Annotated in this window: 10 protein-coding genes; 5 read left to right on the top strand and 5 right to left on the bottom strand. The window is 72.0% G+C overall.

Annotated features, from left to right (window positions below; translation table 11 throughout):
• Positions 1 to 22 precede the first annotated feature (22 nt).
• Positions 23 to 2,353 (bottom strand): endopeptidase La, encoded by a 2,331-nt coding sequence (lon, locus tag ABT336_RS19115; RefSeq protein WP_350897965.1) that lies wholly within the window; start codon positions 2,351 to 2,353, stop codon positions 23 to 25.
• A gap of 412 nt (positions 2,354 to 2,765) precedes the next feature.
• Here lon and ABT336_RS19120 point away from each other — a divergent pair, with 412 nt between their 5' ends.
• Entirely contained in the window at positions 2,766 to 3,110 is a 345-nt protein-coding gene (locus ABT336_RS19120; protein ID WP_350897966.1) for a histone-like nucleoid-structuring protein Lsr2, read from the top strand.
• Positions 3,111 to 3,220: 110 nt separating this feature from the next.
• Here the strand turns inward: ABT336_RS19120 and ABT336_RS19125 are convergent, their stop codons facing one another.
• Positions 3,221 to 4,450 (bottom strand): hypothetical protein, encoded by a 1,230-nt coding sequence (locus ABT336_RS19125; protein WP_350897967.1) that lies wholly within the window; start codon positions 4,448 to 4,450, stop codon positions 3,221 to 3,223.
• Between the two features lie 393 nt (positions 4,451 to 4,843).
• On the opposite strand from ABT336_RS19125, the gene ABT336_RS19130 reads away from it, so the two are divergent.
• The 4 genes from ABT336_RS19130 (at position 4,844) to ABT336_RS19145 (ending at position 8,246) form a co-directional block, all read left to right on the top strand.
• Positions 4,844 to 5,953 carry a DICT sensory domain-containing protein gene (locus ABT336_RS19130; RefSeq protein WP_350897968.1) on the top strand — a complete coding sequence of 370 codons (1,110 nt, stop codon included), beginning with the start codon at positions 4,844 to 4,846 and terminating at the stop codon, positions 5,951 to 5,953.
• Positions 5,954 to 6,015: 62 nt separating this feature from the next.
• Positions 6,016 to 6,747: a helical backbone metal receptor gene (locus ABT336_RS19135; RefSeq protein WP_350897969.1), complete on the top strand. Its 732-nt coding sequence runs from the start codon at positions 6,016 to 6,018 to the stop codon at positions 6,745 to 6,747.
• Between the two features lie 400 nt (positions 6,748 to 7,147).
• Positions 7,148 to 7,726 carry a hypothetical protein gene (locus ABT336_RS19140; protein WP_502891208.1) on the top strand — a complete coding sequence of 193 codons (579 nt, stop codon included), beginning with the start codon at positions 7,148 to 7,150 and terminating at the stop codon, positions 7,724 to 7,726.
• Between the two features lie 151 nt (positions 7,727 to 7,877).
• On the top strand, positions 7,878 to 8,246 hold the full coding sequence (locus tag ABT336_RS19145) for an FKBP-type peptidyl-prolyl cis-trans isomerase (RefSeq protein WP_350897970.1): 369 nt from the start codon (positions 7,878 to 7,880) through the stop codon (positions 8,244 to 8,246).
• Positions 8,247 to 8,387: 141 nt separating this feature from the next.
• On the opposite strand, the gene ABT336_RS19150 is transcribed toward ABT336_RS19145, so the two are convergent.
• From ABT336_RS19150 to ABT336_RS19160, 3 genes are all read right to left on the bottom strand, one after another.
• Positions 8,388 to 8,747 carry an STAS domain-containing protein gene (locus ABT336_RS19150; RefSeq protein ID WP_350897971.1) on the bottom strand — a complete coding sequence of 120 codons (360 nt, stop codon included), beginning with the start codon at positions 8,745 to 8,747 and terminating at the stop codon, positions 8,388 to 8,390.
• 167 nt (positions 8,748 to 8,914) lie between these two features.
• Complete coding sequence (locus tag ABT336_RS19155) at positions 8,915 to 10,180, bottom strand: L,D-transpeptidase (RefSeq protein ID WP_350897972.1); 1,266 nt, start codon at positions 10,178 to 10,180, stop codon at positions 8,915 to 8,917.
• Between the two features lie 365 nt (positions 10,181 to 10,545).
• Entirely contained in the window at positions 10,546 to 12,231 is a 1,686-nt protein-coding gene (locus ABT336_RS19160) for a right-handed parallel beta-helix repeat-containing protein (RefSeq protein ID WP_350897973.1), read from the bottom strand.
• Positions 12,232 to 12,320 lie beyond the last annotated feature (89 nt).

Consider the following 12,320-nt stretch of genomic DNA (forward strand, 5'->3'; position numbering starts at 1 on the left):
GGCGGGACCCGTCCGGACGGGCTCAGGCGACGGTGAGGGGGTCTGCGGTGGGGGTCTCGGCGTCTGCCGGGCGCAGCGCCAGGGCGAGCACGTCGGCGACGTCGGCGAGGGTGTGGATGGTGAGCGCCTGCCGTACCTCGGTGGGAAGGTCGTCTAGGTCCGGCTCGTTGCGTTCCGGGACGACGACCTCGGTGAGCCCGGCCCGGTGGGCGGCGAGCAGCTTCTGCTTCACCCCGCCGACGGGTAGCACCCGGCCGGAGAGGGTCACCTCGCCGGTCATCCCGAACTCGGGGCGGACCGGCCTGCCACCGGCCAACGAGGCCAGCGCGGTGACCATCGTGACACCGGCGCTGGGGCCGTCCTTGGGGACCGCGCCCGCCGGCACGTGCAGGTGGATCCGTCGACCGGCGTGGGCGTTGGGGTCGAGCCCGAGCCGCCGCCCGTTCGACCGCAGGTAGGACAGGGCGATGTGGGCGGACTCCTTCATCACCTCCCCGAGCTGACCGGTCAGGGTCAACCCCGGCTCGCCCTCCATGCTGGACGCCTCGACGAACAGGACGTCCCCACCGGCGCCGGTGACAGCCAGCCCGGTGGCGACACCGGGCACGGCGGTACGCTCGGCCGACTCCGGGGTGTGCTTGGGTCGGCCCAGGTAGCGGGTCAGGTCCTCGACGTCGACCCGGACCGGGTCGCTGTCGGTGGACAGCGCCACTGTCACCTTGCGCAGGATCTTCGCCAGGGACCGCTCCAGCTGCCGTACACCGGCCTCCCGGGTGTACTCCCCCGCGATCCGGGCGAGTGCGGCGTCGGTGACTGTGACCTCGTCGGCGGTGAGTCCGGCCCGTTCCCGCTGCCGGGGCAGCAAATGGTCACGGGCGATGGCCACCTTCTCGTCCTCGGTGTACCCGTCCAGGGCGACCAGTTCCATCCGGTCCAGCAGGGGGCCGGGGATCGCCTCCACCACGTTGGCGGTGGCCAGGAAGAGCACGTCGGACAGGTCGAGGTCGACCTCCAGGTAGTGGTCCCGGAAGGTGTGGTTCTGCGCCGGGTCGAGCACCTCCAGCAGGGCGGCGGCCGGGTCACCGGCGTAACCGACGGCGAGCTTGTCCACCTCGTCGAGGAGGACCACCGGATTCGTCGAACCGGCCTCCCGCAACGCCCGGACGATCCGGCCGGGCAGCGCCCCGACGTAGGTGCGCCGGTGCCCGCGGATCTCGGCCTCGTCACGGACGCCGCCGAGGGAGACCCTGACGAAGTTGCGACCGAGGGCCCGGGCGACGGACTCACCGAGGCTGGTCTTGCCGACGCCGGGCGGGCCGGCCAGGGCGAGGACCGCGCCGGAGCCGCGTCCGCCGACCACCCCGAGGTCACGTTCGGCGCGCCGGTTGCGCACGGCGAGGTACTCCAGGATCCGGTCCTTGACGTCGGCGAGGCCGGCGTGGTCGGCGTCGAGCACGGCGCGCGCCGCGGCCAGGTCGGTGTCGTCCTCGGTACGGACGTTCCACGGCATCTCCAGGACCGTGTCCAACCAGGTACGGATCCAGCCCGCCTCCGGTGAGGCGTCACTGGCCCGTTCCAGCTTGCCGACCTCACGCAGTGCCGCCTCGCGGACCTTCTCCGGAAGGTCGGCGTCCTCGACACGGGCGCGGTAGTCGGCGGAACCGTCCGGCTCCTCCTCGCCGAGTTCCTTGCGGATGGCGGCGAGCTGCTGACGCAGCAGGAACTCCCGTTGGGACTTCTCCAGCCCCTCCCGGACGTCGGTGTTGATCCGTTCGGTGACCTCCTGCTCGGCGAGGTGCTCACGGACCCACCCGACGAGCAGTTCCAGCCGGGAGGTGACGTCCGGGGCGGTGAGCAGGTCGGTCTTCTGCGCCAGGGTGAGCCAGGGCGCGTACCCGGCGGAGTCGGCCAGCTCGGACAGGTCGGTCATCCGCTCCATGGCGTCGACGACCTGCCACGCCCCCCGCTGTTGCAGCACGGAGGTCATCAGGGCGCGGTACTCGCGGGCGAGTTCCCGGGCCCGTCCGGCCGGGGCGGGTTCGGTCACTGTCGCCGCCTCGACCCAGAGCGCGGCGCCGGGGCCGGGTACGCCGGACCCGATCCGGGCTCGGGTGAGGCCTCTCACGACAGCGGCGGGTTCGCCGTCGGGCAACCGGCCGAGCTTCTCGATGGTGGCGACGGTGCCGACCGGGCCGTACTCCCCGTCGATGCGGGGTACGGCGAGCAGCCGCTGGTCGCCGGTGGCGCGGGCGGCGTCGACGGCGGCCTGGGTGCTCGGGTCGAGGGTCACCGGGACGACCATCCCGGGCAGCAGGACGGCGTCGGTCAGGGGTAGTACCGGAAGAGTTGCCATCGGACACCTGCCATCAGGTTGACTTGAGCGTGTCTGACTCAAGTCCACGGCCCGGCCTCCTTGTTCCTCGCTGTGACCCGGGACACGCGCGCGGTGGGAGTTCGTCGGCCTACCGTACGACCCGCTCCGGCACCTGCTGCGAATTCACGGACAGAAGCATGAGCAAAAGTGGGCAGCGCGGTTGCGGAAGTTTCACGCTCGGGAGTCGCGCGCGAACGCGAGCACTCGCCGGACCGGTCGACCCCACAGGGTGATTGAGGAGCGCCTGACCGGGCACTTTCCACAGGTGACGAACGGCTTAACAGCCCGGCAATGACGACCCGCCGAATGAAGGCACGCATATTGTTGCGGTATTGCCCGCCGGTGGGTCAAACTTTTACCCACACCCGCCACACACAGGGAGTAATGGGCGATGGCAAGGAAAGTAATCACGGTTCTGACCGACGACCTCGACGGCGGAAAGGCCGACCGCACCGTCGAGTTCAGCCTCGACGGCGTCACCTACACGATCGACGTCTCCGACGAGAACGCGGGGATGCTGCGCAAGGCCCTCGACCCGTACATCAATGCCGGCCGCAGGATCGGACGCGGGCCGGTCGAGAGCAGCCGTCCGGGGCGCCGGGGTGGCCGTCCGATCACCGGAATGGACCGCGAGCAGAACCGGGCGATCCGGGAATGGGCGGCCAAGAACGGGCACGAGATTTCCGAGCGGGGTCGAATCCCGGTCTCGGTGGTCGAGGCGTACAAGAACCGCTGACCTCGTGTGACGTTCACGCCGGTCCCCCGTCCCCGGCGGGCACCGGCGACATGACGCGCAGAAGCCGCCCGGGACGGTTCCCGGGCGGCTTCTGCGCGTGACCGGTCCGACTAGCCGACCTGGATCCGCACCACGTCGAAGGCGGGGGTCTGGTTGGCCCGCTCCATCATCGGCACCCGGTGGGAGCCGTCACCGGCCCACACCGCGCACTGGGCGATGCCCGCCTGGGGCAGACCCGGGACCTGGATCGCGACCTCGTCCGGGTTACGTCCACCGGCCCCGTCCTCGGTGGCCACGAAGAACGCAGGCGCGGGCGCCGGGTCCGGTGCCTGGCCGGTGTCGCCGAGCATCCGGCAGGCGCTGTGGAAGTGGCCTCGGGTCAGGCCCTCCCCGTTGAGCACCGAGCCCTCGAGGTAGTAGCCGCCCTGGCCGGCCGGGAGGAACCGGTCGCGCACCAGGTTGCGGGTCGAGACCCGCAGGGTGAACGCCTGGTTGGCCTGCACCTGCTCGGGGAACTCGGTGATCAGCAGGGACGGGTTGTTGCCGGCGCTGCCGACCTCGCCGAAGGAGGTGCTGACGCACCGGTCACCGCGCTGGAAGCCGTCGTGCGCCTCCAGGCGGCTGCTCTCGCAGTCCTGGGCGAGCACGTCCAGCCCGTTGTTGGGATTGTTGCCCCCGTTGTTCCCGCCGTTGTTGTTCCCGCCGTTGTTGCCGCCGTTGTTGTTCCCGTTGTTGGGATTGACGTTGACGACCTGGCAGGTCGCCAACTCGGCGAGGCCCTGCGGGCGCTCGGCGACCCGGCCGATGGCGATGGCGATCCGGTCCAGCGTCGCCTTCCGCTTGGCCGCCAGCGGCCCCAGGATCGCGTTGTCGACGAAGCCCTGCCCCTTGCTGCCCTCGGCCGCCAGGCGCCGGTTGGCCTCCTCGATCTGGGTGGTCAGCAGGGCGAGGTTGCGCGACACCTCCCGCTGGGCCCGGGCCGGGATCTCCCGGGGCAACCTGTCGGTGGGGTCCGGGCAGCTGATCGTCGCGATCGCGTTGCCGGCCTGCAGCGACTGGCACTGGGCCTTTGACATCTGTCCGTCGCCCCAGTAGTTGCGGACCTCCCGGCCGTTCTGCTCGTTGACGGTGATGCCACTGCCGTTCCTGTCGGCCGCCCCCTGCGGGGGTGCCACGCACTCCGCAGCCACCGGCTTCTTAACCGCGGGCCGGTCCTGCGCAGACGAAATCTGGGTCACGGCGACGATTCCGCCGAAGACCGCAAGGGTGCCGGCCACGGCCACCAGCCGCTTGCTCCGCGCGTTACCGGATGACCGTCGCGCCCGTGTGGACCTGCGCATCGAATTGCTCTCCTTCTCGATCCGGTAGTTGACTCGTGCCCTCGGCGGACCGACGGGAATTCGGGTGGGGACACCACGTCGAGGACACTGCGACACCTCCGGTCGCATGTCGATGACCGACGATGCCCTTTCCGCACCGTCGCCCCACGCCGGCGGACGCGGGGGAAGATCGTGTTCATTCGCGCAGGAGTACGGCCCCACGCCGACGAGGGTTCAACCGGTTCTCCGGAATCTGTGAGGAATTTCCATCGGTTGCCGAAGGCGTCGTCACGGTGACAGGCCGTCGTCCGTCCGGGGGTCGACGCGTCACCGGAATGCGACCGACGTCCGCAGGCAGTCGCCGTACGCCCCGGGCCGCCGATCCGGCTCACCGGCTACGGCTAGGCTCGCGGGGTGCGGCAGAGTGGACCGGTACCCGAACAGTTGAGCAAGCGCAGCCTGGTCACCGTCTCGCACGCGATCGAACGGGCCGCGTCGGCCACCGCAGAAGACGGCCCGCTGGTGGTGTTCGCCCTGTTCCAGCGGCTGCCGTACTTCGACAGGGAGCGACGACGGTACGAGCGGATCGCGGCGCGGGCGGCGGCGACAGTCGTCGGTCTGGTCGGGGCCGACCCGGTGCTGCCTCCCCCGGGGGCGTACGCGGTGTCCCTCGACGAGAGCGACGACCTGGCCCGGGAGTGGACCGTGGTGGCGTTGACCCCCCGCTTCGGCGGTGTCCTGGTGGCCCGGGACCGCGTCGAGGTGGCGTCCGATGCGTCCACAGTGGAGTCAGGACGGCTCTTCGACGCCTGGTGGAGCCTGCGCCGCGACGAGGCCCTGCACGAGGTGCTGCGGTTGCGGGAGGTGCTCGCCGACCGGCTGCCCGCCGACGCCCGCGCGGCGGTGGACGAGACGGTACGCCGGGTCCGGGACCTGCCGGCCGCCCCAGGTGAGGCCCGGGTCGACGCGGCGGCCCGGCTGCTCGCCGGACGGGCCGACCGGGCGTACCGCACCGTGCCGACCCCCGGCCGTCGACCCGACGCGGCCGACGAGTCGGTCCGGATCCTCGACGAGGCGGGCATGGCGCACTGGATCGGGGCGGACGCGGTGACCGCCTCGGGGGTGCTGCCGGTGGCGCTGATCGGGGTGAGCCTGGGCGAGTCGGCCGGTGCCGCCGACCGGGTGGTCCGGCGCGGGGCGGCCCGGGAGGCGCAGGCCGTGCTCGGGGTCCTCACCGGCGTGCTCGGCCCCGCCGACCGGGCGGTACGCCTCGCCGACCGGGAGTACCTGTTGATCCTGCCGGCCCGCTCCGAGGAGGAGGCGGTCGCCGCCGCCCAACGGCTGCACGAGTCGGTCGCCGGGCAGACCCGGTCGTACCCGTTCGTCAGCTTCGCCGTCCACACCGTCGTGGCGGTGACGGCGCGCCGACCGCTGCCGGTGGCCGAGGTCCGGCAGGCGCTGCGGTGGGCGGTGCGGGAGGATGTCCCGGTGGCCACCCTGGCCGCCGCCCCGCCGATGGACTGACCCGGCACGGCGGACCGGTCGACCTCGCCGCGAGCGGGTCGGCACAGCAGCGGAGGTGGACGGTGCGGGTGGTGTCGTTGGTGCCGTCACTGACCGAGGCGGTGGCCCGGACCCGCCCGGAGGTGCTCGTCGGGGCCACGGACTGGTGCACCCACCCGGCCGACCTGGACGTCCCCAGGGTCGGCGGGAGCAAGTACCCCGACCTGGAACGGGTGCTCGACCTGCGGCCGGACCTGGTGCTGCTCAACGTGGAGGAGAACCGGCGCGAGGACGCCGGGGCCCTCACCGCCGCCGGGATCCCGGTCCGGGTCACCTATCCGCGTACGGTGCCGCAGGCGCTGACCGAACTGGCCGACCTGCTCGCCGCGCTCGGCGTACCCGAGGAACCGGGGTGGTTGGTGGCGGCCCGGCGGGCCTGGTCCGCGCTGCCGCCGCCCGACCCGGCGGTCGGCCGTCGGGCGGTGGTCCCGGTCTGGCGACGGCCGTGGGTGGTGCTCGGCTCCGACACCTTCGCCGGTGACGTGCTGCACCGGCTCGGGGTGACGAACCTCTACGCCACCGACCCCGACCGGTACCCCCGGCCCGACCTGGCGGATCTGCGGGGTCGGCGACCCGACCTGGTGGTCCTGCCCGACGAGCCGTACCTGTTCACGGCGGACGACGGCCCGCAGGCCTTCCCCGGCGTCCCCTGCGCGCTGGTCAGCGGGCGGCACCTCACCTGGTACGGCCCGTCGCTGGCGCAGGCCCCGGCCGTGCTCGCCGACCAGCTCGCCCGGCCGGTGACCAGCCCCTGAAGCACCGGGTCGTGCCGCCCGGTGCAGAGGACCAGCCCTGAGCCGCCCGGTGCGGAGAACCGGCCACCTCGACGTCGGTGCGCTGGTCGAGCCGACCGGTCAGCGTGACGGCCCCGTCGCGCACCTGGACCGAGACCAGCCCGTCGCGGACCGCGAGCACCGACACGACGTCACCGGTCATCACCTCACCCACCTGCCACGTGCGCATCAGTTCCTCCCGGCCCTCGTCGAGGCCGACGCTACGGACCCCGCCCGGTCGTCGGCAGAGGCACCCGGCCCGGTGCCTGAGGGGTCGAAGGTCCCGGTCGGGACGGGCCCGGTCGGCCCTGCCCGGGACCGCCGGACCGGCGTCCAATGGAACTGCCACCGCCGAGGTGCGGTGGCCGGCACAGGAGAGGACGTGGAGACCATGACCGCCACCACCGGGCGGACCACCGCCACCACCGGCACCGGGCGGGGCGCAGCCGAGGCGGCCGGGCGCGAACGGCCTGGTACGCGGGCCGCACGGTTCGTCTTCGCCGCGATCCGACTGGCCCTGGGCTGGACGTTCCTCTGGGCCTTCCTGGACAAGACCTTCGGCCTCGGGTTCGCCACCCCGGCGGAGAACGCCTGGGTGAACGGCGGCAGCCCGACGCAGGGCTTCCTCACCTTCGGCGCTACCGGCCCCTTCGCCGGGCTCTACCAGGGCATCGCCGGGGCCGCCTGGGCGGACTGGCTGTTCATGGCCGGCCTGGCCGGGATCGGAACGGCGCTGATGCTCGGCATCGGGATGCGGGTCGCCGCGGTCGCCGGAGGGTTGCTCTACGTGATGATGTGGACCGTCGTCCTGCCTCCGGAGACCAACCCCTTCATGGACGAGCACCTGATCCACGCCGCCCTCCTCGCCGGGCTGACCCTGGTCAACGCGGGCGACACCCTCGGCCTCGGCCGGTTCTGGGCCGGTCTCCCCCTGGTGCGGCGGCTGCCCTGGCTGCGATGAACGGTACCGGTTCCCTCCCCCCGCGACGGTGGGCGTCACCCCAGGTGACGCCCACCGTCCTTGGTGGTGACGGGTACCGGGGGAGATCAGCGGATCGCTATCCGGCAGGATCGACGGTGACGGCAACGATCTATCGAGCAGGAGGCCACACATGGACAAGCCCGAGGTAGGCCCGATCGAGGGTGCGCCCCCGGCCGACCTGGTGATCGAGGACATCACCGTCGGTGAGGGAGCGGAGGCGCGTGCCGGTCAGACGGCGCGGGTGCACTACGTCGGGGTCGCCCACTCCACCGGCGCCGAGTTCGACGCCTCGTGGAACCGGGGACAGCCGTTCGAGTTCCCGCTGGGGGGCGGCCGGGTCATCGCCGGCTGGGACCAGGGGGTCGTCGGCATGCGGGTCGGCGGCCGGCGGCGGCTGACCATCCCGGCGCACCTGGGCTACGGCAACCAGGGTGCCGGCGGCGTGATCAAGCCGGGCGAGACGCTGGTCTTCGTGGTCGACCTGCTCGACGTACGCTGATCGACTCGGATCCGGCCTCGGGGTGGCCCCGCCACGGCGGTGGCCACCCCGAGGCCGGTCGGACCGCCGGAACGGGGCCGACCGGCGGGGTGCCCGGGACGACGCCCCACGCACCGCACGGTGCCGGTCCCCGCTCCCCCGTCAGGCGGCCAGCAGCGCGCCGCCCCCCGTCGGCGTCGCACCCGACTGGACCCGCATCACCCGGTGCAGCCCGGTGGCCCGCAGCACCCGCGCCACCACCGGATCCGGATCGACGAGGACCAGCTCACCGCCCCGGGCCCGGATCCGCAGGTGCGCGGCGACCAGCGCCCGCACCCCGGTGGCGGCGAGCAGTCGCACGCCGGACAGATCCAGCCACAGCACCGGCCGGACCGGAGCAGCCCAGAGCGCCCCACGCAGCTGCCCCACGGTGGCGATGTCGATCTCACCGACCGCCCACATGTTCACCGCGTGCTCGCCGACGGCGATCCGCACGTCGAACCGCTCACTGCGCTCTGCCATGCTCCGAACCTACCGCCGGACTACGACAGTTCCACCCCTCCGTCGACCGAATCCGGGTCCGCCCAGGGTAAGACCCTGACCTGCACCCTCTCATCCCCAGGGATGACACCGGTCCCGATCCGGGTCAGGGGTCGCGCCGCAGCGGGGGCGCCCACGCCGCGTGGACCTCAGCCGCCGCTGCCCGACGGTGCCGGTGCCGGGGACCCGCCCCCGAGCCGACCCTGCCCCTGCGAGCCGCCCGGGGCACCCAGACCCGCCGGCACCGGCAGGGCGCTGCCCCTGACGTACTCGTCCCAGGTGACGTTCCAGGCCGTCCAGCCGTTGCCGGGCTGGAGCTGGACCTCGGTGCCCTTGACCTCGATCAGGTCACCGACCTGGGTCACCCCCATCAGCCAGTCAGCAGCGCTCGACGACACGTTGGCGCAGCCGTGGGAGACGTTGGTGTTGCCCTGGTCCCCCTCGGACCAGGGAGCGGCGTGGATGAACTCGCCACCCCAGGTGTAGCGCTGGGCGTCCTCGACGTCGACGACGTACCCGCCGTCGGGCTCCCCCCGGGTGTCGAAGGTGGTGTACTCGTGCTTCTCCATGATCACCATCTTGCCGCTGGAGCTGGGGGTGCTCGGCTTGCCGAGGCTCACCGGGATCCGGCGTACCAGCTTGCCGTCGCGGAACACCGACATCTGCTTGGTGGCGTTGTCGACCTCCAACGAGACCTGCCTGCCGATCGTCGACGTGGCGGTACGGTCGGCGTCCCCCACCTTCTCCCTGCCGATCGGCAGGCCCTCCAGAGCCGAGCGGACACTGATCGTGGTGCCGGGACGCCAGAACTCCGGTGCCCGGTAGTAGACCTGACTGCCGTCGGGGATCCAGGACCAGACGCCGGGCTGCGGCGGGTTCGTCCGGACGAACAGTCGCCGTTGCACGTCGGCGCGGTCCTTCTCGGCGATCGGCGGGTCGAATGCCACAGTCACCGGCATCGCCGTGCCGTACGTCCGGTTACCGGCGAAATACAGCACACTCGTCACCGCCGGACGGGTCGATTCCGCCATTGTGGTGAACGTCGTCCGGCGGGTACTGGTCCGGCCGGAGTCACCGGTCGCCGTCACCTCGGCGGTGTACTTCCGCCTGGGCTCCAACGGTTTCGTGGGTACCCAGGTGGAGCCGTCCTCCCGGGGCTCGGCGGCGACCTTCCCACCCCTGTCGTCGGTGATCTTGACGGCAGTGATCCGGCCGTCGGTGACGGTGGCCCCCACCTCGGCGCTGACCGGAATGTCCCGCGCCCGGTCCGCCGGTGTCACACTCGTCACCTCCGGCGGATTCGCCCGCTGTTCGGCCCGTTCGACGGACTTCCGTTCCGTGGTGCATCCGGCAACCGCCGTCGGTGCCACCACGATCGCCACCGTCAGCAGTCCCAACCGCCGCTTCAATCGCATAGCGTCCCCCCGTTTCCGCTGCTCACCTGGACATTGTCACCAGGTGAGGGGTAACGCCGCCGAACTTTTGTCACATTTACCCACGACGATCATTGGCGACAATTATCCGGTTTCGTCCTGCGGGAGCGGGGAGGCCCCCGACGACTCCTTTCACGAACGACGGGCGGCGAGGGACCCCGGTGCCCACTCGTCCGATCCCACCCGCCGTCCGGCACGGGATTCGGCGCAGGGCGGACCGCCACGACCCACTCGGGTGCCGGCCGGGCGGGCGACGTTGCGCGAAGGGATCAGGGCGGACGGTGGGGCGAAGGGATCAGGGCGGACGACGGGGCGAAGGGGTCAGGGCGGACGGTGGGGCGAAGGGGTCAGGACCAGTCCTGGTCGACGTGGTTGCGGTCCCAGCGGCCACCCACCGGAGGGGTGTCCAGACGGGTCGCGGCCTCGGCGTTGCCACCGAGATCGTTGTCCTCGACCCGGCACCCCACACAACTGCCCCGATCGGTGATCCACAGGCCGTGGCTCTGGGTGCGTACCTCGTTGTTGTCCCAGATCCGGTTGCCCCGGACGGTGGCCTGGTCGACGGCGGCGTTGACGGTGATCCCGGCCCGGGTCTGCGGCGCGGCGGGCAGCTCGTAGCGGGTGCCCGGCGACGGGGTGTCCCCGCTCCACGCCGAGTCCGCCCCCGGCCGGACCGGGGCCAGGGTCAGCTCGGTGCCGGTGTTGGCGGCCACCACGGCGACCCGCTCCCCCACCCGCAGCACCTTGCCCCGGTGACCGTCGTGCGGCCAGTCCGCCCTCCGGTCCACCACGTACCTGTCGCTGTAGCGGACCGACTCGCCGCCCCCTTCGGCCGCACCCGCACACTGCCTGCCGTTGTTGCGGATCCGGTTGTCCACGATCATGGCGTCCGACATCGGCTGGTCGACCCGGATGGCGTCCAACCCGTTGCCCCAGAAGTCGTTGCCCTCGATCACCACCTCGCCTGCCGGCCCCCGGAAACCCGTACCGTGGCTGAGGTTGTGCTGGTGGAAGCCGTACGCCCCGTTGTCGGTGATCCGGTTCCCGCGCACCGTGTACGGCCCGGGGGTGTTCCCCACGCTCACCCCGTCGCGGACGTTGCCGTCGATGACGCAGTCGGTGACCAGCCCGCCCCGACCGGCGACCCCGGAGGTCCCCTCGGCGGAGACGTCGAACCCGGCCTCCAGGTTGCCGATCATCGTGCAGGCGGTGACGATCAGCCCGTCGGCACCCCAGTCGGAGATGCCGAACCGGTTGCCCTGACTGTGACAGCCGATGATCCGGTACCCACGGGGCGGAACCCAGGTGTCCTTCTGCAACTCCAGGAAGATCCCGTTCGTGCCGTTGCCGACTGTGGTGCAGTTGGCGATGGTCAACCGCTCGACGGCCCCCCACCCGCCGATCCCGACACCGATGCCCGCGCCCCCCATCTCCTCGCCGTTGTCCAACCTGCCGCACCCGACAACCACCACCGAATCGATCACGCTGTCCTGGAGGAAGTCGCAGCCCAACCCGGTGGCGGCGGTGTGGTGGATGTAGAGGTTGCGGAACTGCCCCCGCACCACGTACTGCAACCCCAACCCCTTGGCCAGGTAGCTGTACTCGGCCATCGCCACCCCCGAGCCGTCGATCTCGAAGTCGGCGAAGGTGCAGTCGGCGATGTGCCGGTCCCGGTCCGCCCCGTGCTGCACGGTCGTCCAGAAGGCCAACGGGGTGGGCTCGGCCCGGTTGCCCTCGTTGCTCAGCAGAAAACGGGTCACCCCCGGACCGGCACCGATCAGCGACACCCCGCTGCGCCAGATGGTCCCCGCGTCCCGGATCGAGTAGAGCCCCGGAGGGCAGTAGATGATCCGGGCCCGGCCGTCGGCGACGTACCCGTCCCCGAGCCGGTCCACCAGCGCGGCGAGCGCCGGCTGGTCGTTCGTCACCCCGTCACCCTCAAGGCCGAACTGCTGCGCGTCGCAGTACAGGGGTGCCCCCGCCACCGCCGACCGACGCTCCCGTACCGCCGGAGGAAGACCCTGGAACGACATCGGCGTACCCCTCCCGACAGCGCACGGCCACCCCGGGCCGCCACGACCGCCGTCGGCCGCCCCGCTGGTTTCCCCGCCCCCGCCGCCGG

This window comes from Micromonospora sp. NPDC000207 (assembly GCF_040300925.1).
Classification (GTDB): Bacteria; Actinomycetota; Actinomycetes; order Mycobacteriales; family Micromonosporaceae; genus Micromonospora.

Coding starts and splice junctions, on each gene's coding strand:
- lon (WP_350897965.1), bottom strand. CDS start 2,353: ATGGCAACTCTTCCGGTACTACCCCTGACCGACGCCGTCCTGCTGCCC.
- ABT336_RS19120 (WP_350897966.1), top strand. CDS start 2,766: ATGGCAAGGAAAGTAATCACGGTTCTGACCGACGACCTCGACGGCGGA.
- ABT336_RS19125 (WP_350897967.1), bottom strand. CDS start 4,450: ATGCGCAGGTCCACACGGGCGCGACGGTCATCCGGTAACGCGCGGAGC.
- ABT336_RS19145 (WP_350897970.1), top strand. CDS start 7,878: ATGGACAAGCCCGAGGTAGGCCCGATCGAGGGTGCGCCCCCGGCCGAC.
- ABT336_RS19150 (WP_350897971.1), bottom strand. CDS start 8,747: ATGGCAGAGCGCAGTGAGCGGTTCGACGTGCGGATCGCCGTCGGCGAG.
- ABT336_RS19155 (WP_350897972.1), bottom strand. CDS start 10,180: ATGCGATTGAAGCGGCGGTTGGGACTGCTGACGGTGGCGATCGTGGTG.
- ABT336_RS19160 (WP_350897973.1), bottom strand. CDS start 12,231: ATGTCGTTCCAGGGTCTTCCTCCGGCGGTACGGGAGCGTCGGTCGGCG.